General features: G+C 68.5%; 24 protein-coding genes and 1 pseudogene. 8 read left to right on the top strand and 17 right to left on the bottom strand.

All coding sequences use genetic code 11. The features are described 5' to 3' along the window. Positions 1–48 precede the first annotated feature (48 nt). A complete protein-coding gene (locus EER30_RS48650) occupies positions 49–669 on the bottom strand; it encodes a TetR/AcrR family transcriptional regulator (protein WP_240670042.1) in 621 nt (206 codons plus the stop codon). Positions 670–756: 87 nt separating this feature from the next. Between EER30_RS48650 and EER30_RS48645 the strand changes: the two genes are divergently transcribed. Next, positions 757–1,194 (top strand): nuclear transport factor 2 family protein, encoded by a 438-nt coding sequence (locus EER30_RS48645; RefSeq protein ID WP_240670041.1) that lies wholly within the window; start codon positions 757–759, stop codon positions 1,192–1,194. A 111-nt stretch (positions 1,195–1,305) separates the two neighbouring features. Here the strand turns inward: EER30_RS48645 and EER30_RS48640 are convergent. The 11 genes and pseudogenes from EER30_RS48640 to EER30_RS14040 all read right to left on the bottom strand — a co-directional run. Further along, positions 1,306–1,716, bottom strand: a pseudogene (locus tag EER30_RS48640) (Tn3 family transposase); the annotation flags it as partial. 19 nt (positions 1,717–1,735) lie between these two features. Next, positions 1,736–2,872: an RNA polymerase sigma factor gene (locus EER30_RS14095; protein WP_127500867.1), complete on the bottom strand. Its 1,137-nt coding sequence runs from the start codon at positions 2,870–2,872 to the stop codon at positions 1,736–1,738. Between the two features lie 3 nt (positions 2,873–2,875). Beyond that, complete coding sequence (locus EER30_RS14090; RefSeq protein WP_127500866.1) at positions 2,876–3,283, bottom strand: YciI family protein; 408 nt, start codon at positions 3,281–3,283, stop codon at positions 2,876–2,878. A 13-nt stretch (positions 3,284–3,296) separates the two neighbouring features. Then, entirely contained in the window at positions 3,297–3,797 is a 501-nt protein-coding gene (locus tag EER30_RS14085) for a pyridoxamine 5'-phosphate oxidase family protein (RefSeq protein ID WP_127500865.1), read from the bottom strand. A gap of 71 nt (positions 3,798–3,868) precedes the next feature. Continuing rightward, a complete protein-coding gene (locus EER30_RS14080; RefSeq protein WP_432417541.1) occupies positions 3,869–5,095 on the bottom strand; it encodes an RNA polymerase sigma factor in 1,227 nt (408 codons plus the stop codon). A gap of 35 nt (positions 5,096–5,130) precedes the next feature. Continuing rightward, complete coding sequence (locus EER30_RS14075) at positions 5,131–5,472, bottom strand: YciI family protein (protein WP_240670040.1); 342 nt, start codon at positions 5,470–5,472, stop codon at positions 5,131–5,133. A 297-nt stretch (positions 5,473–5,769) separates the two neighbouring features. Then, a complete protein-coding gene (locus EER30_RS14065; protein ID WP_127500863.1) occupies positions 5,770–6,510 on the bottom strand; it encodes an SAM-dependent methyltransferase in 741 nt (246 codons plus the stop codon). 226 nt (positions 6,511–6,736) lie between these two features. After that, entirely contained in the window at positions 6,737–7,090 is a 354-nt protein-coding gene (locus tag EER30_RS14055) for a DUF6204 family protein (RefSeq protein WP_164842326.1), read from the bottom strand. 77 nt (positions 7,091–7,167) lie between these two features. Beyond that, positions 7,168–7,704 carry an alpha/beta hydrolase gene (locus EER30_RS14050; protein ID WP_127500862.1) on the bottom strand — a complete coding sequence of 179 codons (537 nt, stop codon included), beginning with the start codon at positions 7,702–7,704 and terminating at the stop codon, positions 7,168–7,170. A gap of 8 nt (positions 7,705–7,712) precedes the next feature. Further along, positions 7,713–8,261, bottom strand: a complete 549-nt coding sequence (locus EER30_RS14045; protein WP_127500861.1) for a hypothetical protein — start codon at positions 8,259–8,261, stop codon at positions 7,713–7,715. Positions 8,262–8,300: 39 nt separating this feature from the next. Continuing rightward, positions 8,301–9,098 (bottom strand): class I SAM-dependent methyltransferase, encoded by a 798-nt coding sequence (locus EER30_RS14040; protein ID WP_127501155.1) that lies wholly within the window; start codon positions 9,096–9,098, stop codon positions 8,301–8,303. A 413-nt stretch (positions 9,099–9,511) separates the two neighbouring features. Between EER30_RS14040 and EER30_RS14035 the strand changes: the two genes are divergently transcribed. Continuing rightward, the gene (locus EER30_RS14035; protein ID WP_127500860.1) at positions 9,512–10,303 is read left to right on the top strand and encodes a thioesterase family protein; all 792 of its coding nucleotides are present in this window, start codon (positions 9,512–9,514) and stop codon (positions 10,301–10,303) included. A gap of 163 nt (positions 10,304–10,466) precedes the next feature. Here the strand turns inward: EER30_RS14035 and EER30_RS14030 are convergent, their stop codons facing one another. After that, a complete protein-coding gene (locus EER30_RS14030; RefSeq protein WP_127500859.1) occupies positions 10,467–11,165 on the bottom strand; it encodes a hypothetical protein in 699 nt (232 codons plus the stop codon). Positions 11,166–11,176: 11 nt separating this feature from the next. Continuing rightward, complete coding sequence (locus EER30_RS14025; protein ID WP_127500858.1) at positions 11,177–17,263, bottom strand: polymorphic toxin-type HINT domain-containing protein; 6,087 nt, start codon at positions 17,261–17,263, stop codon at positions 11,177–11,179. A 137-nt stretch (positions 17,264–17,400) separates the two neighbouring features. On the opposite strand from EER30_RS14025, the gene EER30_RS14020 reads away from it, so the two are divergent. From EER30_RS14020 to EER30_RS14015, 3 genes are all read left to right on the top strand, one after another. Continuing rightward, entirely contained in the window at positions 17,401–18,903 is a 1,503-nt protein-coding gene (locus EER30_RS14020) for an MFS transporter (RefSeq protein ID WP_127500857.1), read from the top strand. Between the two features lie 87 nt (positions 18,904–18,990). Next, the gene (locus EER30_RS47055) at positions 18,991–19,155 is read left to right on the top strand and encodes a hypothetical protein (protein WP_164842325.1); all 165 of its coding nucleotides are present in this window, start codon (positions 18,991–18,993) and stop codon (positions 19,153–19,155) included. A gap of 239 nt (positions 19,156–19,394) precedes the next feature. Continuing rightward, positions 19,395–19,775, top strand: a complete 381-nt coding sequence (locus EER30_RS14015; protein WP_127500856.1) for a VOC family protein — start codon at positions 19,395–19,397, stop codon at positions 19,773–19,775. Positions 19,776–19,790: 15 nt separating this feature from the next. Here the strand turns inward: EER30_RS14015 and EER30_RS14010 are convergent, their stop codons facing one another. Beyond that, a complete protein-coding gene (locus EER30_RS14010; protein ID WP_127500855.1) occupies positions 19,791–21,362 on the bottom strand; it encodes an ISL3 family transposase in 1,572 nt (523 codons plus the stop codon). Positions 21,363–21,478: 116 nt separating this feature from the next. On the opposite strand from EER30_RS14010, the gene EER30_RS14005 reads away from it, so the two are divergent. Further along, positions 21,479–21,874: an Imm1 family immunity protein gene (locus tag EER30_RS14005; RefSeq protein ID WP_164842324.1), complete on the top strand. Its 396-nt coding sequence runs from the start codon at positions 21,479–21,481 to the stop codon at positions 21,872–21,874. A 69-nt stretch (positions 21,875–21,943) separates the two neighbouring features. Here EER30_RS14005 and EER30_RS49935 read toward each other — a convergent pair whose 3' ends face one another. Both EER30_RS49935 and EER30_RS49930 read right to left on the bottom strand, forming a co-directional pair. Then, the gene (locus EER30_RS49935; RefSeq protein WP_164842323.1) at positions 21,944–22,327 is read right to left on the bottom strand and encodes a transposase; all 384 of its coding nucleotides are present in this window, start codon (positions 22,325–22,327) and stop codon (positions 21,944–21,946) included. A gap of 23 nt (positions 22,328–22,350) precedes the next feature. Next, positions 22,351–23,403 carry an ISL3 family transposase gene (locus tag EER30_RS49930; protein WP_432417540.1) on the bottom strand — a complete coding sequence of 351 codons (1,053 nt, stop codon included), beginning with the start codon at positions 23,401–23,403 and terminating at the stop codon, positions 22,351–22,353. A gap of 204 nt (positions 23,404–23,607) precedes the next feature. Between EER30_RS49930 and EER30_RS13990 the strand changes: the two genes are divergently transcribed. Together EER30_RS13990 and EER30_RS13985 are read left to right on the top strand one after the other, a co-directional pair. After that, positions 23,608–24,531: a hypothetical protein gene (locus EER30_RS13990; RefSeq protein ID WP_164842321.1), complete on the top strand. Its 924-nt coding sequence runs from the start codon at positions 23,608–23,610 to the stop codon at positions 24,529–24,531. Positions 24,532–24,592: 61 nt separating this feature from the next. Next, positions 24,593–25,501: a phosphotransferase gene (locus EER30_RS13985; RefSeq protein ID WP_164842320.1), complete on the top strand. Its 909-nt coding sequence runs from the start codon at positions 24,593–24,595 to the stop codon at positions 25,499–25,501. Positions 25,502–25,783: the final 282 nt, after the last annotated feature.

Here is a 25,783-nt window from a genome sequence, read left to right as displayed (position 1 = left end):
AAAGCAGCCACGTCGAGGCCAGATGTTGCTGTCGATCAGCATCGCTCCTCATCGGTTGACAGCGGATGGTTCGCGAAGTGCGGCCAGCACGACGCCGTCGATGATCGAAAGCATGAACTCCTCGTCGACGACCTGCTGCATGAAGAACGCTCGGTAGGCCGCCATCGACGGGATCACCTGTGCCAGAGCGTCGAGGTTGCGCGGCGGAGCGTATTCGCCCCGATCGACGGCCCGCTGGATCAGGAACCGGTAGGCGGCGGTCGACGGGTCGACGATGGCCTTGGTCACGGCGTCCACGGCCTTGGTGGTGCGGGTGATCATGGCCGAGACACTGCTCAGGATGCGCAGGCGCCGCTCGTTGCCGCCCATCCAGTTCGGGTCCAGCAGGGCCAGGAAGTCTGAGCGCAGTGTGCCGGTGTCCGGCAGGCCGTCCGGGCCCAGATCGGCCGAGTCGGTGCAGGCGATGGCGGCCAGGATCAGCTCGTCCTTGCCTTCCCAGCGGCGGTAGATGGTGTGCCTTCCCGCTCCGGCCCGGGCCGCGACCAACTCGATGGTGACGTCGGCGTAGTCCGTCTCCGCGAGCACGTCGAGGGTGGCCTGGAGGATCTGCGCGTCTTTCTCAGGGTCGCGCCGGCGTCCGGCCTTGCCCGCCGTGGGAGTGCTGGTCATCCCGTGATGGTACGCATCATCGATTGCGGCACTGTCTAGTGCCGTATTAGCGTCGGGTGTCTTACCGATCCGATCCAGGAGAACCACATGCACAGCAACGACGTTCAGGAACTGCTCGACCGCGCCGCCATCACCGACGTGCTGTACCGGACCGCCCGCGCGATGGACAGCAAGGACTGGGACCTGCTCGCGGCCGGCTACACCGAGGATGCCCAGGGCGACTACGTCAACGCCGCCGCCAGCGGGCGCGCGGAGATCGTCGAGGGCACCCGGGCTTTCCTGGGGCCGCTCGATGCGACCCATCATGCCGTGCACAACATCGAGGTCAGCATCGACGGCGACGCCGCCACCACCCACGCCACGATGACGGCCCAGCACGTGCGAGGTGGAGAGCAGTTCCTGTTGGGCGGCACCTATGACGACACCTTCCGGCGTACCGAGCAGGGCTGGCAGATCAGCCACCGCCGCATCCGGGGCCTCTGGAGCACAGGGAACCCGACCGTTCTCACGGTGCCCGTCTCCTGAGTCGATCGGTGCCTGAAGACGTGTTCGGCGGACCACGGCGCACGCTGGCGGCGATCCGCCGAACACGTCCCAGATGACTGGTGAAGGACGGTCAGATGCCCGCCCCCGCCGGTTGGTGGCCAGGGTCAGGCACCACATCTGCTCGGTCTGCTGCTCGCGATGCCGGCGCCGCAGTGCTCCCTCGCTCGCGTAGGCCAGGCAGCGGCGCAGGGCGTGCAGGTTCTCGCCCTTGTTGAGCTGCCGGGCGATCCGCCGCCGGTAGGTCTCGTCGGCCAGGTACCGGGTGGCGTAGACGGTGCGGCGCAGCGCCCCGTATTCCTTGATCGCGCTGGTCAGCGCGTTCTGCTGCCGTTTGGAGGAACACAGCTTGCCGACGACCAGGGCTGCGGTCGCGTGTCCGCCTTGCATGCTGGCGGCGACGCGCAGCAGGTCGTCCCACATGTCCGTGATCAGGTCCAGGTTCAGCCGCCGGGTCAGCAGCGGCCCGGTGCGCGGGTACCGGTCGAGGAAGTCGGCGCGTGGGCGTCGTGGTTCGTCTAGGTCATTCTCGGGCGGCTCGGTTGACGCGCGCGGCCTCACGCGTGAGATGGTCGCGTTCAGCCGGGTTGGTCGCGGCCCGGGCGGCGTCGGCGTACAGGCGGGCCGCGACACCGAGGTCGCCGGCGCGTTCGTGCAGATACGCCGCGGCGGCCGTGTGCCGGGGCAACGCCGGGTCGAGGTCGGCCAGGGCGGCCAGCCCGGCCACCGGGCCGTCGACGAAGCCGAGGGCGACGGCCCGGTTGAGCCGCGCGATCGGGCTGCCGGTGAGGCGTACGAGTTCGTCGTACCATTCGACGATCTGCACCCAGTCGGTCTCGTCGGCGGTGAAAGCGTCGGCGTGCAGCGCGGCGATCGCCGCTTGGGCCTGGTATTCGCCGAGCCGGTCGCGGGCCAGGGCCGCCTGCAGGATGTCGACCCCTTCGGCGATCATCCGGGTGTCCCACCGGCTGCGGTCCTGCACTGCCAGGGGGATCAGGCTGCCGTCGGCGCCGAGGCGGGCGGCCCGCCGGGCGTGGTGCAGCAGCATCAGCGCCAGCAGCCCGGCTGCTTCCTCGTGCTTGGTCAGGGCCGTGACCTGCCGGGTGAGCCGGATCGCCTCGGCGGCCAGGTCGACCTCCCCGGAATAGCCCTCGTTGAAGACCAGGTACAGCACCCGCAGCACGGTGGCGGGGTCGCCGGGCTGGTTGAGGCGGACCCCGGCGATCGTCTTCTTGGCGCGGCTGATCCGCTGCGCCATCGTCGCCTCGGGCACCAGGTAGGCCTGCGCGATCTGCCGGGTGCTGAGCCCGCCGACCGCGCGCAGGGTCAGCGCGACCGCCGACGCCGGGCTCAGCGACGGGTGCGCACACAGGAAGTACAGGTGCAGGGTGTCGTCGGCCTCCGCACCCGCCGCGGCCAGAGGTTCGGCGCTGACCTGGTCCTCGCGTCGGCGGCGGGCGGTGTCGGCGCGGGCCGCGTCGAGGAATTTGCGCCACCCGACGGTGATCAGCCAGCCCCGCGGGTCGTGCGGGCGGACCCGTACGGCTTCGACCAGGGCTTCCTGCACGGCGTCCTCGGCCGACGCGAAGTCGGCGCCGCGGCGCACCAGGACGGCGATCACCGCCGGGGTCAGAGCGCGCAGCTCATCCTCGTACGGCATGGGTCAGTCGGTGATCGTGGGCAGGGAACCCATGACCGGGCGCAGCTCGAGCCACTCGTGGATCGGTTCGCCGCCCTTGCCGGGGGCCGCCGACAGTTCACCGGCCAGTTCCAGGGCCCGCTCGTAACCGTCGACGTCGATCATCATCCAGCCGGCGATCAGGTCTTTGGTCTCGGGGAACGGGCCGTCGGTGACCGGTGGGCGGCCCTGCCCGTCGGAGCGTACGAACGTGCCCTCGGGCAGCAGGGCGAGCTCGGCGACGAACTCGCCGGTGTCACGCAGCCGGTCGGCGAACGCGGCCATGTACCCGATGTGCGCCTCGACCTCCTGCGGCGTCCACTGGTCCATGGGTACGTCGTTGACCGCGGCCGGGGCGCCTCGGTAGTGCTTGAGCAGCAAGTATTTGGCCATCGTGGTGGTCCTTTCAGCTCTGCGAAGCGGCGGCGGCGCGGCGGGCGACGAGTTCCTCGACCGCGCTGGGCAGTGTCGCCTCGAAGTCGATCAGTTTCGCCCAGGTCGGGGTGATGACGATGCGCACCATCCCGTCGTACAGGGATCGGACCTCGGCCTCCCACTCGACGCGCTGCTCGGCACTCATGTCGTAGGTGCCGTTCATCGTCAGGTACTCCTCGGGGATGCCGTCGACGACGTCCAGCTCGGCCCGGCCCCGCAGCAGCAGGATCTTGGGCGGGTGCACCTCGGTGTCGATCGTCAGCGCGACCATCGGGTTGACGCGCAGGGCGTGCAGTTTCGGGGCGTTCTTCGTCGTGCACAACACGATCTGCGTGCCGATCCAGGTGAAACCGATCGGCACCGTACGGGGTGTGCCGTCCTTGGCGACGTAACCGAGCCGGGTCAGGTCACGGGCCAGCAGTTCCCGGCTGTACGGCCGTTGCAGCACCTCGGTGATCTCATCCGAACGCATTCTCGGGACCTCCTCGCGTCGTTGTCGTCCCAGGGACGGAGCAGATTCCCGGTTCTCGACAAACCCGAGGATCAGATATTCAGCTCCCGCAGACGGCGGCGCAGATGAACGCGTTCCGGGTCGGTGCCGGCCAAGTCCAGGGCTTTCGCGTACGCCGCCGCGGCGTCGGACGTGCGGCCGAGGCGCTGGAGCAGGTCGGCACGGGCCGCATGGAAAGGCATGTACGCCCGTAAACGTTCCTCGCCGCTCAGAGCGTCCAGCAGGGTCAGACCGGCCGGTGCGCCGTCACGCATGGCGACCGCGGCGGCCCGGTTGACCGCGACGACCGGGGACGGGGTCAGGGTGAGCAACACGTCGTAGAGGGCGACGATCTGCGGCCAGTCCGTGGTGGCGACCGACGCGGCCTCGTCGTGCAGGGCGGCGACCGCAGCCTGCACCGCGTACGGGCCGGCCGGGCCTTTCAGCGCGAGCGGCACAAGCTCGAGCCCTTCGGAGATCATGGGGGCGTCCCAGCGGCCGCGGTCCTGGTCGTCGAGCAGCACCATCGACCCGTCCGGGGCCGTGCGGGCATCACGGCGGGCGTGCACGAGCAGCATCAGCGCCAGCAGCCCGGTCACCTCCCGCTCACCGGGCAGCAGCCGCCGCAGGATCCGGGCCAGCCGGATCGCCTCCGCGGCCAGATCGGTGCGCTGCAACCGCGGACCGGTACTGGCCACATACCCCTCGGTGAAGATCGAATACAGGACCTGCAGTACGCCGGGCAGCCGCGCGGGCAGTTCGTCAGCGCCGGGAACCCGGAACGGGATCCGCGCCTCCCGGATCTTCCGTTTCGCCCGCACGATCCGCTGCGCCATCGTCGCCGCCGGCACCAGGAAAGCCCGGGCCACCTCGGGCGTGGTCAGCCCGGCCAGGCACCGCAGCGTCAACGCCCCCCGCGCGTCGTCGGGCAGCGCCGGGTGCGCACACGTGAAGAACAACTGCAACCGGTCGTCGGGGAACTCGGCCTCGTCCGAAAGCTGCGTCACCGTGTCGACGTGCACCAGGGCCAGCTTCGCCGCGTACGCCTGATCACGCCGCAGCCGGTCGACCGCCTTACGCCGCGCGGTCGCCATCAGCCACGCCCCCGGATTGTCCGGCACCCCCTGCACCGGCCAGTGCACCAGCGCCGCCTCGATCGCCGCCGAAGTCACCTCCTCGGCCAGATCCAGATCACCGAAGCGGTGGGCGAGGGCGGCGAGCAGCCGGCCATGCTCCTCCCGGAACACGGCCTCCACCGCCCCGCCCACGGCCCCGCCCAGGGCCCCGCCCGCTGCCTCGCCCACGGGTGAGCCCGTCACGCGCCCATGTCAGCGACCGGGCGCACCACCACCGAACCGCTGCCCAGCGCACCCGGGCAACGGGCCGCCCAGTCCAGGGCCGCGTCGAGATCGGGGACGTCGACGACGTAAAAGCCACCGAGCACCTCCCGCGTCTCCGCGAACGGCCCGTCGACCACGGTCCGCGCCCCGTCGGAGGCGACCCGCACCGTCGTCGCGGTCACCAGATCAGCCAGAGACTCCCCCGACACGAAGACCCCCGCGTCCTTGACGGCCTTGTCGTAGTTCACCCAGTCCTGCACGTCGCACTCGGCCGCGGACCCGTCCCCGGCCACCGAACCGGCGTTGATGAGCAGCATGTACTTCACAGCGAACCTCCCGCTACAAGAATCGGCGGCAACCACCGCACACCATGACGACGATCGGAGACGGCGCCCGTCGACATCATCCCCGGAATTTTTTCCGCCCGGTTCCTGAGCGGATGCCCCGCCTCGCCCCACTGCGCCTGCCCGGAGCTGGCCCGACGACGCTCGGGACGACCAGGTGATCGATCGGCGGCATCTCCCGCCGCCGGCCCGCGACAGCCATAAGCTACTGGGGCGAGGCGGCGGGAGATGCACCAGCGGTAACCTCTCCGATGCGCAGCTGCCCTCGGGCTATCCGCGTTTGCGCAGGGCGAAGACGCCCCAGCCGAGGTATTCGCGCCGGTATCGCACATGCCGCATCGGGTCGGTATCGAGTTCGGCGCGCAGCTGCGGGACCAGCTCATCGTCCGGGTTGGCATCCAGCCAGGTCCGGATGTTCAGCCAATGCGCGGCCGCGTACCGATCCCACGAGTCCTGGCTGGCCAGCACCATCTCGACCAGGTCCCAGCCCAGGTCGTCACCGAAGTGGGCGACCAACTCCGGCAACGACCGGAAGAAATCGCGGGACTGCGCGTGGCACGCCTCGATGGTCCGCTGGTCGGGCGGGTCCAGCCGCCAGTACGGCTCGCCGATCAGCAGCATGCCGCCGGGACGCAAGCTGCGCTCCATGATCTCGATGGTGCCGGCGACGCCGCCGCCGATCCAGGTGGCACCAATGCAGGCGACCACGTCAGCCGGTTCCGGCGCGACGAAACCCGCCGCGTCGCCGTGGACGAACTCCACCGGAAAGCCGGCGGCATGCTCCCGTGCCTCAGCTACGAACGCGGTGCTGATGTCCACGCCGATGCCCCGGATGCCGTGCGCCACGTGCCAGCTGCGGAGCAGTTCACCCTTGCCGCAGCACAGGTCGACGAGGCGTTCGCCGGCCCGCAGCTTGATCGCTTGGCCGAGGGTGGCCAGCTTCGCGGGCGAGAACGGGTTGAGAATGCGAAGGTCACCCTCGCGGATGACGTGATGACGGGGAAGGTCCATGCCGAGGTGTCCTGTCCGAGGTCGTTGCGAAGGCGAAGGTCATCAAGGAATCGCCACGCAGCGGCATCAAATGCACCCACTCTCCAGACAGGTTTCCACGCCACGCTAGATCCACCCGGGAAGGCCCGGCAACCTGAATATCAGGCTCGCTCCACCTCGGAGATGAAATCAGGATGACCCGGCGTATCGATCAAATTGACCGTGACACCCCGCAACGGGATGGTCTTCAGGACTTGCGCTCGGCCTCACGACGGCCGCGCTTACCCAACGGCACCTCGGCCATGTCGACCGTCTGAGTGCTCACGTTCTTGATCGGATAACCGTGCCCGGCCATCCACGCCTCCGCCTTCGCCGTCGCGCGCGCCGTCGCCGCGGGCACCTCGTCGGCGCTGCCGACCTCCTCGGCGAACCGGAACGTGAAAAACGGCCGCGCCGGCAAGTCATAGGCCAGATAACCCTCAGCCGTATAACGCGTATTCATGAAATCGTGCTCAGCGGCCACCGACCGCAACTCCGACAACTGCGCCTCGCTCAAACCGTCGAAGCTGCCCCGCACGGTCACCCGCACCGTCCGACCCATGACCCAGCCACCTCTCCTCAGCACCGTCGGCCAGTATCAACCGGCGACGCCCACCAGGAAACCGGATTACGGCGGGCTCACGGCCAGCCGATCTCGTCCAGGAACTCGTCGACCGCCACCACGATCCGGGCCAGAACCGCGATCGTGTCCGTCAACGGACCCGGCACATACATCCCATGATCAGCAGCCGGGACCTCCACCACATGAGGCGACAACCGGCGCGCCAGACCACGATCCCACGCCTTGTCCGCCGTACCACCGATCAACAAGAACGGCGCCGTCGCCCGCCCCAACGCCTCAGCCACCCACGGCGCCGTCAGAATCGGCGTCAACCACACCGCCGGCAAACTACGCTCCGCCGCCAGCCCCGCCGCGAAACTCCCCAACGACTTCCCGATCACCAGCGGCTGAACACCCATCCCGTCCAGCACCGGACGCACCTGATCACACACCCACGACTGCGCCGACACCACACCCAGATCGACCGGCACCGGCCCCGTCCAATCGAACCGGCGCACCACCCCACCCCGGTACTCGGCGACATCGCCCACATACATCGGCAAAGGCGCACCACTGCCGAACCTGCTCCCGGGGATCACCACCGCATCGGCCATGCCTGACGCTAACCGGGCTGGAACCGGAACGCGATGCCCCGAGGATCACCAACTTCGGCCAGACCCGCCGTCTCGGTGAAACCCGCCAGCCGCGCCAACGCCTGCGACGCCGACGACACCTCGGCCAACTGCACCGACACACCCCGAAACGCCAGCCACGCATCGACACTGACCTCATCCGGCCCCAGACCGTCAAGATCACCCGACAGGGTGGCCACCACCCGGATCAGATCACCCCGCTGCTCGGCCACCCGCACATGCACCGAGTCATAACGATGATGACCACGCAACCGCACACTCGCCTCGACCGGCTCGGCGAACGACCCACACTTCACCTCGACCCCGGCCATCGCCTGCCAACCGGAAGCCTCCCACGGCAACCACTCCAGATCGAGCCCCGCCGGCACACCCTCGACGGGCGCCAACGGAATCTCACACGCCCAGGTCAACGCCGGGGGCAACCCCACCGCCGCACTGTCGAACAGCAGCCCGGACCAGCCGCCACCCTCGACGGCGACCAGCGCGCGGGACTCCAGCCCACCCTTGTCGTCAGCCACGGGCCGGAGTTTGCCACACCCCTACGACACTTCTGAAGATCAACCCGCCGCCACGTCGCGTACCGCCACCGTCAACAGGTGACTACTCGCCCCCAGCAGACTCGGCTCCTCCTCCACCAACCGCAACATGTCCAGCAGAAGCGACGGCTCCTCAAGAAAACCGGCCAGCGCGTCCCCGCTCATCCACACCGGACTCTCCACCGACACCAGCTTCTCCAGTACGAGCCCCGCATCCGCGACCTCAGCCGGAATCTCCTCCGGCCGATGAAAATAGGCGCTCGTGAACCAGCGCGGCACATTCCCCGGATTACTGTGCCGGCCCTCGGCCAGATCCCGCTCCGCCACCGACCGGAACGCCGGATCGGAATAGAACCCCTTCACGAACCCGTCGAACACCGACGCGAACCGGCTGATCGTCGCGGCCACCACAACCCCACCCGGCCGCACGACCCGCGCCGCCTCCCGCCACGCGGCAACCCGATCCGCACGCTCCCGCAGGTGATACAGCGGCCCGAACAACAACACGACGTCAGCACTCGAAGACTCCGCCGGCAGATCCCGGGCATCCCCGCACACCGCCCGTACGCCCGGCAACCCGGCCGCCGCAGCCACATGCTCCGGTACGGGATCAACAACCGTGACGTCGTAGCCGGCGTCGGCGAGCGGCGCCGCATAAACCCCGGTCGCCCCACCGACGTCGAGCACCACGGCCGGAGCGGGCGGCAACGTGCGCGACAGGATGTCCCACGTCCGCAGGAACTCGAGCCGCCCGGTCCCGGCCGAAAGCCTGTTCAGCTCCCCGCCCCGCAAGTAATAGTCCAAAACCTCTGGTTGCATCCAGCGATCGTCCGATGTCACCCGCCCCCGGGCAATCGATAAACGCCACACGGCAAGCGCCACCAACACCTGCGCCAGCCCGAGCTCAACGGCGAGCAAACCCGACGCCATCAACGCATCCGTGCGACGCGGCGCGCAAGGGTGCCGGCACCGACCAAAGCCGGGCCGCCCTGACCGTTCTTGTGTTTGTCGGAGTTGAGAGCGGCCCGCAGGGTCGCTCTTCCGCTGTGGTGTGGATCTCGACCTGTAAGGCATCCTAGGAAGATAGGATAGAAGGGAAGGTCACTGACCTCGTGCGCGATCGTCGTGAAGCCCGCCCGTCGTCCTGAACCTGGGTGCCGGGCACGTCCGGCAGAACCGCTCGACACATGAGCGGGATCCCACCCGCCGGATCGGCATGGCACCGTAGGCGGATGAAGACCTTCAGCCAGGCGACCGCCGTCGTCGCCGGTGACCGGGGCCTGCGGGCCGACCTCGATCCCCAGTGGGCGGTCGGCGACAAGCTGCACGGCGGCTACCTCATGGCCGTCCTCGGGCGCGCCGTGGCCGTCGAGGCCTCCCACCCCCACCTCGTCGCCATGAGCACGACGTTCCTGCGCCCGCCCGCCCCCGGGCCCGCCGACGTCGAGGTAGAGGTGCTGCGCGAGGGCCGAAGCGCCGGCCAATACCGGGCCCGCCTCGTGCAGGACGGCCGACCGTGCGCCGAGGCCCTGGTCACGCAGGGCGTTCTCGATTCCGCCGCGCCCTGGTGGGGCCGGGCCAAGCCACCCGTCATCCCCGCCGAGGACGAGTGCTTCCGCCTGCCCGCCGACGCGCCCGGCTCACCGTTCCGCGTCCCCCTGCTCGACGTGGTCGAGCACCGCCACGACCCCGCCTGTCTGGGTTTCGCCGCCGGTAAGCCGTCGCCGGACGGCCGGGTCGCCGGCTGGCTGCGGTTCGCCGACGGCGCCGACTGGGACCCGCTGAGCCTGCTGATCGCCGCCGACGCCGCCCCGCCCGTCTCGCTCACCCTCGGCATCACCAGCTGGGCGCCGACCCTGAGCCTGACCGCGTACGTCCGCCGTCTGCCCGCCCCCGGCCCGGTGCGCTTCGTCATGACCTCCAGCGAGATCACCTCGGGCCGCATGGACGAGATCGTCGAGGTGTGGGACTCGGCTGACACTCTCGTGGCCCAGGCGACCCAGCTGGCCGCGGTGCGGGTCTGACGACAAGTCCGCGCCGCCGAAAAGCGGCGCGGACAAGCAGCGCGAAACGAGCAGCGCGAAACGAGCAGCGCGAAACGAGCAGCGCGAAACGAGCAGCGCGAAACGAGCAGCGCGAAACGAGCAGCGCGAAACGAGCAGCGCGAAACGAGCAGCGCGAAACGAGTCAGCCGAGCAGCCGCGACACCGTGACCAGATCAGCCTCGGTCAACGCGACAGCGCTGGCCGGGTTCCGCGGGCTCGACTCGCCGTCACAGCAGGTCGCCCCGAAATCCGTCTCGTACCAATCCGCGGGCTCCCATTGCAGGTTCTCCGCGACGATCAGCCGCGCCATCTCCTCGGCCGAAGCGACAGCCCCGGCCGACCGCAGCGCCTCGGCCAGCACGGCGATCGGCTCATCGTCGTCGGCCTCCACGTCCCCCAGCATGGGGGCCAGCAGCAGGAGGATCTCGGCGGAGCCGCCGGCCACGGCCGACAGCTCCGCCCACGAGATACCCGGTCCCTCGTACTCGCCCTCGGTCGTGGCGATCCGAAGGACTTCCGACTCGCCGTCGGGCACGAGCAGATAGTCGACACCGGCGTCGTCGGCGAAGTTGCGGTAGACGACGACCAGCTTGCCCCCGGAGGCGAGGTCGGCCTCGAAGGCCGGCCACGCTCCCGGATCGTTCAACTCGTCCTGCACGGCCCGCACGACGGCCCGGTCGAGACCCCACACCCCGTCGACGAAGGTTTCGTCCTCCATCGTCTGGCTCAGGTAGTGGGCCGCCCAGAAGCCGGGCACGCCCAGGAACCTCGAGCCGTCGACGATGAGCCGATCGACGTCCAGGTCGTCGGGGAAGCCGTCCGCGTATCCCTTGTAGATCATCGATTTATGCCTCAATAACGCCAGGTTCGCCAGAACATCCGGTATGCGGTCTTGTCGTCGTTGCCCCGGAAGGCGGGACCGTCGAGCCGGAGGCCCCGGGGTCTCATGAACGGCGCGCAGATCTTCTTGCAGACGTTGCGCGACGTGCCACCGTAAAGTACCTCCTCGTTGTCGGCAAGACCCTTGAAGATCGACTGTTCGGCGTGGCCGGGCGCCTTGTGGAACTCCTCCCCGGCGCCGAGGATCCATTTGGGCATGCGCCGGTTCCCGTTGACCGCGATGCGGTTGACGATCTCACCGGTGTCGAGGTTGCGGACCCCGATCACGGCCACCGTGCCGCCGTTGTAGCCGGTGCTCTCGGTCCACATGTCCTTCAGCGACTGCGCCCGTTCCTGGGCGAAGCGCGCCTCCTGCTCGTACCCGCAGTTGTGGACGAGGATCGACGCGTCGCCGGCGACGACGTAGTACGTGTGCAGGTCGTCGACGGTGAGGTCGTACGTGCGGTCCTCGTGCTGGTAGGAGCGGACCGCCGAGATCTGGACGTAGGTGCCCGCTGCCGTACGCAGCACCTCACCCTTGCGCAGGTCGCCCGCCTCGACCCACTGTTCGCGGGTCACCGACCAGAACGGGTGGTGCGCGGTGGTCGTCACCGTGTCGGAACCGACCGAGACGTCGACGAACTCCTTGTCATCGTCGGTGCGGATGGTGCGGGTGACCTGCCGGTCGGCGTTCTCCCCGGTCGCCGGGTCGGTGGCCTGGACGGTGTCGCCCGGTTCGACCTGTTCGATGGGCTTGGTGGAACCGTCGGCCAGCAGCACGGGCGTGCCCGCGACGAAGCTGTGCGGCGAGGGGCAGGCGGACCCGTCCCCGGCGTCCTTCTTCGTCTTGGCCTTGGCCTTGGCCGCCGCGGCTTTCGCCTTGGCCTGGGCCTCGGCGGCCGCTTTCTTGGCCGCCCGTTCAGCCGCGGCCCGGGCGGCGGCTGCCTTCTCGGCGGCGGCCTTGGCCGCTGCCGCCGCTGCTTCCTTGGCCGCCTTGGCCGCGTCCTCGGCGCCCTTGATGATGGCCTTGGCCCACTTCAGCTCCTGGAAGAAGGTGACCACGGCCTTGCCGGCCTTGAAGATCGCCTCGCCGATCTTCTTGGCCTTGAAGATCTTGCCCCACGGCAGCGCCCCGACGACCATCGAGACGCAGGCGACCAGGTCGCCCTTGAGGCAGTTGAGGATGTCGTTGATCCCCAGGAACTCCATCAGGATCTGGCCGCCGGCCTCCAGGATCACGTCGAGCGTGCTCTTGGACTGCAGCTGGTTGGCCTTGGCCAGGTCCTCCGGCGACGGGCCGGTCGTGGCGGCCGGCGCGGTCGTGGCCGTCGTGGTCGGCCCGGCGTCCGGGACCATCCCGGTCGGGTCGCTGAACGCCACCGGGTTGTTCGACGCGTACGTGTACGCCGAGCTCGCACCCGCCCCGGTCGGCATCGGGTCACGGCTGTCGAAGCGGCCGGTCCCCGGGTCGTAGTTACGCGCCCTCAGGAAGTAGTTGCCCTTGCCGGACGTGTCGTCCTGGTACGCCCCGGCGAACCGCATCGGGTTCTCGACGCTCTGCTCCGGCCGTTGCTGCCCGGCCAGGGTCGGCCCCTCACGCGGGTTGCCGTACGGGTCGTAGTCGTAGCTCTCCTGCGGCACGCCGGACGGCGACAGCAGGCTCGACGTGCCACCCAGCCAGTCGTGGGTGTACGGGTGCACCCCGGCCGCCGGGTCCAGCAGAGCGAGCGGCTCGTCGTCCGGCCCGTACGCGAACCCGCGTTTCTCGACGACCGCGCCGCCCTGCTCGACCGTGTCGATGCCGATCTGCGGCAGGGTCCCGGCCACGTCCCACGACCAGCGCTGCGTCGTGGATTCCGACTTGAACGCCGTGGTCGACGCGATCCGCAGACCTTCGGCGTCGTACTTGAAGGTCGTGGCCTGCCCGGACGCGAGCGTGGCCTTGGCGATCGTGTTGTCCAGGTTGTACTCGAACCTGTCGCCGCCCGCCTTGATCTGGTTGCCGCGGGCGTCGTAGCGGTACTCGGTCTCCCGTTCGTGGTTCGGGCCCTCGAGCTCCTCCTCGACGAGCTGGTCGGCGTCGTCGTACTCGTACTCGGTGACGTCGTTGCCGGCGGTGCCGCTGCGGACCTGCTTGGTGCGGTTGCCGACCAGGTCGTACTTGTAGTCGATCCGGCCGACCGGCTTGACCGTCTTGTCGGTGCAGGACGCCACGCCGTAGCAGGCCGAGGTGAGCTGGTCCGCCTCGTCGTAGCTGTAGGCCACCGACTCGGCGATCCCGCCGCGGGTGGTGACGACCCGGCTCGGGTTGCCGACCTTGTCGAGCGTCAGGTCGTACCGGCCGACCGGGTCCTGCACGCCCGGCACCGCGTCGCCCGTGCGCTCGGTGCCGATCGACGTGAGCCGGCCCGCGTCGTCGTAAACGCGCTTCTCGGACAGACCCGTCGCCGCAGGCAGGGTCGTGCTCGTGCGCCGGCCCGACACGTCGTAGCCGAAGCCCCAGGTGGAACCGGCCGTGGTCAGCGACGTGATCCGGCTGGCCGCGTCGTAGCCGTACGACACGGTGGTGCCGTCCGGGTACTGCCGGCTGGTGATGTTGCCTCGCGCGTCGTAGTCGTAGCCGTACGCCTCGTCGGCCCGGCCCGCCTCCTTGCGCGTGACCGACCTGATCTGGTCCTCGTCGTCGTAGGCGACCTCGCGCACCCCGGCCGGGTCCCCGTACGAGGTGATCCGGTCCTTGGCGTCGTAGCCCCAGGTGTAGACCGGGCCGGACGTGCCCTGGGTGCGCTTGGACAGACGGTTGACGATGTCGTACTCGTCGACGATGGTCCGGGCGGCGATCTCCTTGGCGCTGAGGTCGTCGAACTCCTCGTCCTCGCCGAGCGTCAGCGTCTGCACCCGGTTGCTGTCCGCGTCGTACTTGGTGTAGGTGCTGCGCCCGAGCGGGTCGCTGCTGCGGATCAACCGGCCCGCGTCGTCGTAGTAGACCGAGGTCCGGTTCCCGCGAGGGTCCGTGACCGACGAGAAAGAACCGTCTTCCCCGTACGAATACACGGTCGACTGGTCGTCCTCGTCGGGGTCCGCGTTCGGCGCGGTGACCGTACGCGGCTGGTCGTCGTCGGTGTAGGTGAAGCGGGTCGTGTGCCCGTTGGCGTCGGTGGTCGACACCTCACGGTTCAGCGCGTCGAACTTGGTCGTCGTGACATTGTCGAGCGCGTCGATCGTCCGGACCGTGTTGCCGGCCAGGTCGTACTCGTAGTGCGCGGTGAAACGCTCCTTGTCCGCGCCCTCCACGTTCCCGCGAGGCTCGGTGACCGCGGCCATCAGACCGTCGTCGGTGTACGAGTACGTCGTGACGCCGCCGGTCGCCGACGTCATCTTGATCTTGTTGCCGGCCTCGTCGTACTCGGTCTTGGTCTGCGCGCCGCCCGAGTCGGTAATGCCGGTCTGGCGGCCCGACTTGTCGTAGGTCATCGACGACGTGCGGCCCAGGCTGTCCCTCGTCGCGGTGACCCGGCCCGTGTTGGCCCGCGTCGTCGACATCGCCTTGCCGAACTCGTCGACCGTCTCGACACTGCGGTCCAGGTCGTCGACCCGGAAGTCCTTGATCGCCACCTGCCCGTTCGGATAGGGCCGGCGCACCTGGATCAGGTTGTCGTTGTGGTCGTAGACGTAGCTGGTGGTGAAGTCGGCCTTGACCGCCCCGGGCACGTTGCCGCGCGGCGAGGTGACCGAGTCGACCAGGCCCTTGGCGTTGTAGGCCCAGCTGGTGACCAGGTCGGCCTCGTGCTTCATGTCGGTCGCGGCGGTCAGCCGGCGCCCGGCCGCGGTGTACGTGTAGAGCATCGTGCGGCGCGCTTCGTACGTGGCCTTGGGCAGGCCGTTGTCGAAGTACGCGTAGGAGACCGACACGCCGCCGGCGGACGTCGACTTCTTCAGCCGCCCGACGGAGTCGTACTCGCTGGTGTCGGGCTTCTTCTTGGTCGGCGCGTAGACCGCCACCGTGCGATCGAGGTTGTCGTAGACCGTACGGGTGGTGTAGTTCTCCGGTTTCGCCCCGGCCACCGTGCCGCGCGGGTCGGTGACCGTGGTCTGCCGGCCGACCTTGTCGTAGCCGAACTCGACCCGCCGCCCCTCGGCTGAGATCGACGCCGCGGTCAGACCCGCGTTGGCCTGGCCGTCCGGCAGGTTCTCGTAGCGGGTGACCTTGCCCCGCTGGTCGGTCACGGTCAGAGGCAGACCGCGAGAGTCGTACGTGTAGAGGACCGAGTGACCCTCCGGGTCGGTGCTCTTGACCAGCTCGTCGAACTCGTTGTAGTCGTCCTTCCACGTCTGCCCGTCGGCGTCGACGTGGGTGGTCGGGTTGTTACGGGCGTCGTACTGGGTCTTCTCGCTGAACTTGCGGCCCGGCGCGAACTGCTCGATCAGGTTCCCGGCCGCGTCGTATCGCGACTCGTGCTGGTTCTGGTTGCCGTTGACCACCAGGTTGCGGTTCAACGTGCCGTCGTACCGGTGGCTGTTGGTGTCGCCGTTGCCCCGCTGCGTGTAGAGCAGCACGTTGCCCTTGTAGCCGTCCCACACGACCACGTTGTCGGCGTCGGTGGTCTTCGCCTCCTGCTTGCCGGCGTCCCACGCGAACGTGGTGGCGGCGCCGAGCGCGTCGAGCTGGCGCACGATCCGGCCGTTCTCGCCGTACTCGTTGGTCAGCGTCACGACCTTGCGCGGGTCGATCACCTGGGTCAGCAGGCGGGCGGCGTTGTATTTGTACTGCCACTCCTCACCGGCGGCGTCGCGCACCTTGGTGAGCAGCCCGTTGGTGTAGAAGAAGAGCGTCTTGCGGCCGTCGGGCAGGGTGAGCGAGTCGATCAGCCCGGCGGTGGTCTTGGCGACGGCCTTGCGGCCCGACGCGTCGGTCACGGTGATGCTGGTGTCGGTGTGCGCGAACCGCAGGCCCACCTGGCGCGGGCCGAGGACCGAGACCAGCCGGCCCTGCGCGTCGAACGTGAACACAAGGTTGTCGCGGGTCGTCAGCGTCCAGCCGTCGGCCGTCTTGCGCAGCGTGGACCGCACACCCGGCGGGCGTACGAAGCCGTCGCCGTCGGCCTTGAACAGGGTGTCGGAGCCGTCCTCGGCCCGCACGAGAACCCCGCCGTCGACCGGGGTGACCTTCAGGTCGTACACCCAGGCCCAGCCCGGGCCGAACGCCGACGCGCCGGTGTTCAGCGACGCGTAGGCGCGCCCCGACGCGAACGGGACCCCGAACGAGTTCATCGACAGGTCGGTCTCGGCGAACGTGAAGCCGCCGGTGCCGGTGTTCACCCCGATGGCCCGTACGGCCTGGCTGGCGTTGGTCATGCCCAGCGCGACCGAGCAGCCGCAACCGGCCGCCTGACGGTCCGGGATCGCCGGCGGGTCCACGGTCGTACGCGGCTGCGCGTTCTCCGAGTTGGCCGACGGCACCTCGCCGTCCGGGTAGATGCCGGTGACGGTGACGAAGTAGTTCTTCTCCGCGTCGAGCTGCCAGCCCTCGGCCACCCCGAGCGACTTGCAGTAGCGGCGCAGCTCGCCGCAGCCGTCGTTGCCCAGCCGGTCGCGGCCCAGCACGACCGACTCCTGCTTGGTCTGCGAGTCGGCGTCGAAGAGATCGACCCGCCACGACTCGAACGCGTCGTCCTTGACGTTGAAGTAGGCGACCAGCGAGGTGTCGCCGATGACGAAACCGGGCCGCAGCAGGACGTCGACGAAGGTCTCACCCGGCGCGGCGGCAGCCGCTCGGGAGATCTCGGACCGGCTGACCCGCTCGGCCTTGCCGCCCGCCTCGACCAGCGGTGGGACGACCGGTGGACGGTCCTTCTCGGCGACCGCGGTGGTGCGTGCCGCGCCGCCGGGCAGGCCGCGTTGCTGCGGCGCCTGGCCCGCGGAGACCTTCGGGACGTCGCCGCTGGGCTCGGCTTTGGCCCAGGCCGGGACGTCCGCGGGTGGTGCGAGGGTTGCTACCAGAAGGAAGGCGGTGAATCCCGCCAGCCATCGGGCTCGCGCGAACTTGTGCGCACGAAACATGATCATTTACCTCCCCCGTGAGATGACCGCAGGCAGCCAAACATGTACATGTTTCGATGGCTTGGGATTTGTCCTTGATCTGTCAGAGCCCTCATCTGACTTGACTCCCCTGAAGCCAGCCCGATAGCCTTCTGACTATGCAAACGCAAAGTCAGATCCCGGTTGCCCCGTCGCGCGCGGGCCGCCGCCGGTGGCTGGCCCTGGCCGTGGTCTGCCTCGGCGCGATGATGGCCTTCGTCAACGTGTCGGGCACCATCGGCGGCCTCGCACGCATCCAGGCCGACCTGCACGCCTCGCCCACCGCGACGATCTGGATCACCAGCGCCTACAGCCTGGTCGTCGCGGCCCTCGTGCTCGCCGCGGGCACGCTCGGCGACCTCGCCGGACGCCGCCGCGTCTTCCTCACCGGCACTTTGATCTTCATCGCGGGCAGTCTGCTGGCCTTCGCGTCCGGCAGCGCGGCCGCCCTGATCACCGCGCAGGCCGTCATGGGCGTCGGCGGCGCCCTGGTCCTGCCGACCAGCCTCGCCGTGGTCAGCCACGCCTTTACCGACCCGCACGAGCGCACCGAGGCGATCAGCGTCTGGGCCGGCAGCTCCGGGCTCGGGCTGGCGCTCGGCCCGCTCGGCGGCGGCCTGCTGCTCAACCACTTCACCTGGCACTCGGTCTTCCTGATCAACGTGGTGCTCGGCGCGCTCGCCTTCACCGGCACACTGCTGGTCGTCCACGAGAGCCGCCGCCCGTCACGCTCGCTCGACCCGGTCGGCATCGTGCTCGGCACGGTCGCCGTCGCCGCCCTGACCTACGCGGTCATCGAGGGCCGCTCACAGGGCTACACGTCGGCCCGCCTGCTGCTCGTCTACGCGGTCTTCGCCGTCGCCCTGGCCCTGTTCATCACCTACGAGGCCCGCCACCACGACCCGATGATCGACGTACGCCTGTTCCGCTCGGGCTCGTTCAGCGCGGTCATGGGCGTCGCCGCCACGGCCATGTTCGGCTTCACCGGCACCGCCCTGATCACGGTCCTCTACCTGCAGCACGTGCAGCATCTGACGCCGCTCGGCGCCGGGCTGCGACTGCTGGCGATGTTCGTGCCGTTCATCGTGATCAGCGCCGTCGCCGCCCGCATCGTGCGCCCGCTCGGCTTCAAACTCACCCTGACCGCCGGCCTGATCCTGGTCGGCGCCGGCGCCGGCGCCGTGGCCCTGACCGCCGCCCCCTCGGCGATCTGGCCCGGCCTGCTCGTCGCCGGCCTCGGCACCGGCCTGCTGGTCGCCCCGTCCACCGCGGCCGCCGTCAACAGCGTCCCGCCGTCCCAGGCCGGCATGGCCAGCGCCGTGGTCAACATGTTCCGCCAGCTCGGCAACGTCCTGGGCGCCAGCATCCTGGGCACAGTCCTGACCACCCACTTCGCCGCCGACCTGACCGACCGCCTGACCACCCGGGGCCTGCCCGCCGACCAGATCGTCACCGCAGCCGAACGAGGCACGTCAAGCGGCCCGATCCCGCCCGTCGTAGCCGACCAGATCAGCTTCGCCTTCACCGACGCCTACCACGTGGGCGCCCTGACCGCCGCCGCCGTCCTCCTGGCGATCGCCGTCCCCACCGCACTGCTGGTCCGCCGCCGCCCCGCCGCCTGAGCTCGCACACACCCAGCCCCGCCCGTCCCCTCTCCGACGCCGCGCCTTCCCCACGCCCCCTCCAGATCCGGAGTGGGCGCGCCGGCCGTGGATCCGCCCCCGGACGACGAACCCGGCCGCTTCCGCGCGGCCACCGCCCACGGGCACCTGCCGACCTCGCTCATCGCCGCCTGGCGGCAGACCGTCGAACGATGCGAAGAGGGCTACCCTGACTATCTCCACGGCTTCGGGGTTCTGGCGCGAATTGCGTGATAGACGTCGGGTGATGCGTCGTTGCGCTGCTGTGACTTCGCCGTTGTCGTCGAACAGCGCCGTCACGATTTGGGCCGACGAGATCGACGCGCAGTGGAGGTGGGTGTCCGTCGTGCTGACGGCGGCCCTGCGTCCTCGTGGCATCGCCGGATGTTGACTTGGACGCGGCTTTTCAGCGTAGTTCGCGTGACGTTAGTGTCACCTCCTGCGGGAGCCGCCACCAGACACAGGGGAGTCAGATGACGCGTCCGAGCATGCGTATCAGCGGAGCGACGATCGGTGCGCCGAATCCGGGCGAGCTGGCCAAGTTCTATAGCGACCTGCTGGGTTGGCCCAGCGAGATCGAGAAGAACTGGGCACAGGTCAGGTCGCCTGGCGGCGATGGACTGTCCACGCTCAACTTTGAGATCGAGCCGGACTATGTGCGTCCGACCTGGCCCAGCAAACCTGGCCAGCAGCAGATCATGACCCACCTCGACATCGGAGTCGACGACCTGGCGGCCGCAGTGGCGTGGGCCGAACGGCACGGGGCGGTGCGGGCAGAACATCAACCGCAGGGCGATGTGCGGGTCATGCTGGATCCCGCCGGGCACCCGTTCTGCCTCTTCGCGAACGACTAGGCCGAGATCATCGGGTCAACCCGCCAGCAGAACGCGCTTACGCAGCAGGGGAAAGCCGGCTCGGCCGTACATTTGCCGTTTGATCATCTTGATCCGGTTGACGTTGCCCTCGACCGGTCCGGAGCTGAAGGGCAGACTCAGCCCGGCCGTGACCGCGGCGAGGTCGGCGGTCAGGCCGGTGGCGAAGCGGCTAATGCCGGGCAACGCTGCCTGTTCGGCTGCAGCGATCCACGCGGTGAGCCGTTCGCCGTGCAGATGAGTGATCATGTCGGCGAAGGAGCGGACCAGATCAACGGCGGCTCGCAGTTCTTGGCATCGGTTCAGGATCTTGCGGAGCTGTTCGGTGTCGCGGCTGACAAGGTTGTCCGGATGCCGGCAGATCCATCCGGTGACCTGCCGAACCGACGGCGGGCGGGGCACTCTCGCCAGGTCGGGTTTGGTGCGGTACTGCTCAATGAACTTGCGGACGATGGCGTAGCTGCCGGTGAAGCCCTGAGCGGTGATCTCGCGATACAGAACGCTGGCTTTCAGACAGCCCTCGCCGATGCGGCGCACCAGGTGGGGCTTGAACGAGTCGACCAGACTCGGTCGTGGCTTTTGTCCGACCAACAACTCCTGCCAGGTAGCGGCGTGGGCATACTTCGAGACGGTCCGATGCGACCAGCCGAGATGCCGGGCGATCTGCCGGAAGCCCGCACCTTGCGCGAGTAGCTCGTGGACCAGGGCGTGATGGGCGCGGCGGCGTTCGGCCATCGCTCCGGTCGGCTCGGCAGACAACGCCTCTGCAGGTTCGCCGGGCGCCATGTCGATGGGCTCGTCGAGGCAGCTCTTATGCCGGGCGACGCACTTCGCCGCGGCCGTGGCCAGGTTCTTCCAGAGGTGGAACCGGTCGGCGACCTGCACCGCCTCCGGCGCAGCGGTCCGAGCCGCTTCGGCATAGGCGCTAGCCCGGTCCCGACAGATCACCGCCGGGCTTGGACGTTCTTGCAGCCAGGCCGTCAGCGGTTCGGCATCCCGGCCGAGCAGCATGTCGACGACCTTGCGGGTCTCGCAATCGATCAGCACAGTGCCGTAGTGATGGCCGCGCTTGATCGCAAAGTCATCGACGCCGAGCACCGTGATGTCACTGATGGGCGGGTCGGGCAATGCCCGGACCAGCCGAAGAAGGCGATCGCGGCTGGCCGGCATACCCAACTCTGATGCGAGCCGCGCACCAGCTCGGCCAGCCAACGCGAGTCCGATCGCTGTGAGCATCCGCCGGAAGCCCTCGCTCATACGTGACCAGCGGCGAGTCAGCCCGTTGACCTGCTCGGCGAAGGTCTTACTACAGCATTCCGGGTTATCGCAGAAGAACCGGCGTACTTTCAACAAGATTCGTATCACCCGCCCTGTCACCGGCGCATCGGTTAGCGTGCGCTGATACCGGGAGTGCACCCGGGTCGACGACTTCGAGCAGGCAGGGCAAGTGCCTTCGTCTCCGCGCACGGCGGCTATGAGGACGACATCGGTGGTGAAGCGCACTCCTTCGATCTCGATGCCTGCCAGATGAGGGAGGAACTGCTCGACGGCATCACACAGCCCAGACAACGAGTCATCGTTCGCCGTCCATCACACAGTTTGCGCCAGAGCCGTTTCGGGCTCTGGCGCGAACTGTGTGAATGATCTTGAATGGCGGGCAGCACCGCGCTAACCCGAGGAGCAAGTTGCGCGCCAAGATCAAGTGGCGGGACGACGAAGACGGCCATCTCGTTTCCTGTGAAGAGGAGTTCCGGCACACACTCGCGGAGGCGGAACAGGACGCCGCCCGCATGCCATTGATCGCTGAGGTGATCCTCGACGATGGCGACTGTCTGGCCATCGGGCTCGGCCGCGAGGTTTCAGTGTTGAGCTATGTGGGCGCATCCAAGATGCCGCCGTACTTCAGCAGCCAAGGCTCAGCGCGGGTGCGAGACGGTGAAGGCGTGGTGTTCCACTACTACGGACACTGGTCGGAGTTTCCTCCATCGGCCGCGGTGCCGATCGCGGAGGCCGTCGAAGCAGTTCGCTACTTTTGCAGGCATGGCAAACTATCCCCGCTGATGAACTGGGCCGAGGTGTAAGCCTTCTTCCGCCTACAATGTTCATCAGCGCGGCGGCCTTCCTGCCTTGGCGGTAGCCAGCGCCGTTTGCTAAGCGAGCAGGACTCGCTTTCGAAGCAGGTCGAAGCCAGCTCGGCCGTACATCTGCCTTTTGATCATCTTGATCCGGTTGACGTTGCCCTCAACCGGTCCGGAGCTGAAGGGCAGACTCAGCCCGGCGGTGACTGCGGCGATGTCGGCGTTCAGACCGGTGGCGAAGCGGCTGATCCCGGGCAGTGCGGCCTGCTCGGCCGCGGTGATCCACGCAGCGAGACGTTCGCCGTGTAAGTGGGTCATCATGTCCGCGAACGAGCGGACCAGTTCAACAGCGGATTCCAGTTCTGGGCAGCGGTCAAGGATCTTCCGGAGCTGTTCGGTGTCGCGGCCGACGAGGTTGTCCGGGTGTCGGCAGATCCATCCGGTGACCTGCCGCACTGACGGCGGACGAGGCAGGCTGGTCAGGTCGGGTCCGCTGCGGTACTGCTCGACGAACTTGCGGACGATCGCGTAGCTGCCGCTGAAGCCGTGCTCGGTGATCTCTCGGTAAAGGGCACTGGCCTTGAGGCACCCTTCGCCGATGCGCCGCGCCAGATAGTGCTTGAAGGGGTCGACCAGGCTCGGCCGTGGCTTCTGTCCGACGACCAGTTCCTGCCAGGTGGCGGCGTGGGCATACTTCGATACCGTCCGGTGCGACCAGCCGAGATGGCGGGCGATCTGCCGGAAACCAGCGCCCTGAGTGAGCAGTTCGTGGACCAGGGCGTGATGGGCTCGGCGGCGTTCGGCCATCGTCCCTGTCGGCTCGGCGGCCGCCTCGGCGGGCTCGAACTTCGGGTCGACAGGCTCGGCAAGGCAACTCTTATGCCGCGCGACGCACTTTTCCACGGCTGTAGCCAGGTTCCGCCAGAGGTGAAATCGGTCCGTGACCTGACCGCCTCCGGCGCCGCGGTCCGAGCTGCCTCCGCGTATGCCGAAGCCCGGTCCCGGCAGATCACCGTCGGCTTGGCGTGCTTGTGCAGCCAAGCCGTCACCGGCTCGGCATCCCGCCCCACCAGCACATCCACGACCTTGCGCGTCTCGCAGTCGATCAGGACGGTGCCGTAGTTATGGCCACGCTTGACGGCGAAGTCGTCAATGCCGAGCACCGCGATGTCACCGGTGGGCGGGTCGGGCGATGCACGAACCAGCCGAAGGAGTCGATCGCGGCCCGTCGGCATGCCCAGCGTCGTGGCCAGCCGGGCACCCGCCCGGCCGGCGAGCGCGAGTCCGATCGTCGTAAGCATCCGCCGCAGTCCTTCGCTCATGCGTGACCAGCGCCGAGTCAGGCCGTCGACCTGCTCGACGAAGGTCTTACTACGGCATTCCGCGTTGTCGCAGAAGAACCGTCGCACCCTCAGCAGGATCCGTACCGACCGCCCGGCAATCGGCGCATCGGTCAACGTCCGCTGATACCGCGAATGGATTCGGGACGAAGACTTCGAGCAGGCGGGACATAACCCCTCGTCACCACGCACGGCGGCAATGAAGAGCACAGCGGCGTCGGAGTGCACCTCTTCGATCTCGATGTCGGCCAGATGAGGGAGCAGTTGCTCGACGACGTCACACGACCGGACAACGACTCATCGTCAGGTGTCCATCACACAGTTTGCGCCAGAGCCGAGTTTCGACACCACCCGGGGCGGTGAGAGCATCGGCTGACCCGAGACGGAGGCCGGCCGATGCCGCGGATGTCGAAGATCGAGCTGTTCGCGGCGATCCGCCGCGATGCCGCTGCGGGGATGTCGGGCCGGGCGATCGAGAAGAAGTATCGGATCGGGCGGCGCACGGTCAGCGCGGCCATGTCATCGGCGTTGCCGCCGCCGCGCAAGGCGATGCCGCCTCGGGGTTCGAAGCTTGATCCGTTCAAGCTGGCGCTCGACGACATCTTGCGGGCTGATCTCGACGCGCCCCGCAAGCAGCGGCACACCGTCCGGCGGATCCATCACCGGCTGCTCGACGAGCACGGCATGGCTGACGTCTCCTACCAGGTCGTCCGGACCTACGTCGCCGACCGCAAGCCGAAGATCAGGGCAGAGTCAGGCCGCGGCCCGATCAAGGTGTTCTTCCCGCAGACCCACCGGCCGGGCGCCGAGGCAGTCAAAGCCGACGACGGGAAGGTGCCTCTCCAACAGCGCTACGACACGCACGAGAGAACCTTCGGACCCCCGCTACCGCACCTGTTGCAGCGCATCACCCACCATCGTCTTCAGGTCATCCCACCCGATCGGATCAGAGAACTCTTGGCTGACGTGGCCCGACGGGCGAACGCTGTCGACGTCGACGGGACCCCGCTGCGGTTCACCCCGCACGACTTCCGCAGAATCTTCTCCACCGAAACCGTCAACAGCGGCCTGCCGATCCACATCGCCGCGAAACTCCTCGGACAGCGCAAACACCCCGCCTACTGCAGATCGAACGCAACACCCAGGACCGGCTCGGCGAGGCCCGGCAAATGCAGTGGCTCGGCGAGGTCGCCGCTCTCGAAGAGAGCCTCCGTCACATCGCAAAGAAGAAACAGCAGATCGAGCACCGCCACGCCCAGGAAAGGCTCGGCGAAGGCGGTGCCGAAGCACTCACCTGACCGCGGGTCCACGATCTGCTGATCAACCTCGCCCACCGAAAATCAGCACGCGCAAAACGGGGCTCCTTGGGCAGAATGCCGTGGTGATCGAGACAACGCTGCCCGGCTGGCTTCCCGACCTCGACGGCACGATCGTCGGCGGTGATCTACTGCGCGGCTGGGCGCTGTCGGAAGTCTGGCGGATCCGCCTGGACGGTGCCACCCGAAAATCGGTGATCGTCAAGCGGGGCATTGGCGAGCTGGCCGGCGAGGCGCAGCGTTATGACGAGTTGGTCGTCCCCCTTGGGATTGCTGTGCCACGGTTGCTCGCAGAGGACGGCTCGGGGGTGATCGTCCTGGAGGACCTCGGCGGCGACAACCTCGAGGACCGCCCGACCGCCGAAGGCTACGAGCAGGCCGTCCGTGTCCTGGCCCGGATGCGGATCGAGTCGGCGCTGCGGCTGGCCGCCGACCCGGCGCTGGCCGCCGGTCTGCGCCGGTCCACAGCAGATTTGTTGGCCGTGGCGGCCCGTGCCGCTACGGCAATGACGGCCCTGCGTCCCGATTTGGCCGGCGCAATCGACGACCCGATCCGGGTGATGACTCATCGCCTGGAGCAACTGTCCAGCGAACCTGAAACCATCGTGCACGGCGACTTCCAGGCCAAGAACCTACTGCACACCCAGGGCGGCGGGATCGTCACCATCGACTGGTCGGACGCCTACGTGCACCCCCATCTCGGCGACCTCTACCTCTTACTGCGCGAGGGCCGCAAACAGGGTCGGATCGCAAGTGCTCGGATGGACGCACTACCGGCGCTCTTCGCGCACGAGGTCGGCACCGACCCGCAGATCGTGATCGACCGGATGGTGACCGGCGGTCTGTGTTGGACCATGAGCGCTCTGCGCTGGGTCGTAGAGACCGGCGTTCATGCAGTCCCAGTGTCCCGCGAATGGATCGACGAACTGGTCACCGACCTCCGCGGGCTGGCAGAGCATCATCAATCTCGGTGAGCTGAGTGCCGGTAAATCGCCGGATGGATCTGGACGGTCTGTCGCGTGAGCGTCCGAACCTGCGTTGCGAGCCGCTGGTCACGCTCCGAACGCCCGCGACGTTCGTCTGGACGCGTCGCGAACGGCGGATCCTCCTGCTCCACCGATCAGTCCGGCCCTCGCCGAGGCGCGGTCGGTTAGTGCGGAGAAGAATCTTCGCCTCCGGCGGGCAGGAAGCCTTCTTCGAAGGCCACGTCTATGCCCTGAAAAGACTCGGCGGGCTGCCGACCGCATTACGGCCTG

This window comes from Actinoplanes solisilvae (assembly GCF_003999975.1).
Taxonomy (GTDB): domain Bacteria; phylum Actinomycetota; class Actinomycetes; order Mycobacteriales; family Micromonosporaceae; genus Actinoplanes; species Actinoplanes solisilvae.
The sequence above is the reverse complement of the archived record's forward strand: the minus strand, read 5'-3'. Positions and strand labels throughout refer to the sequence as shown.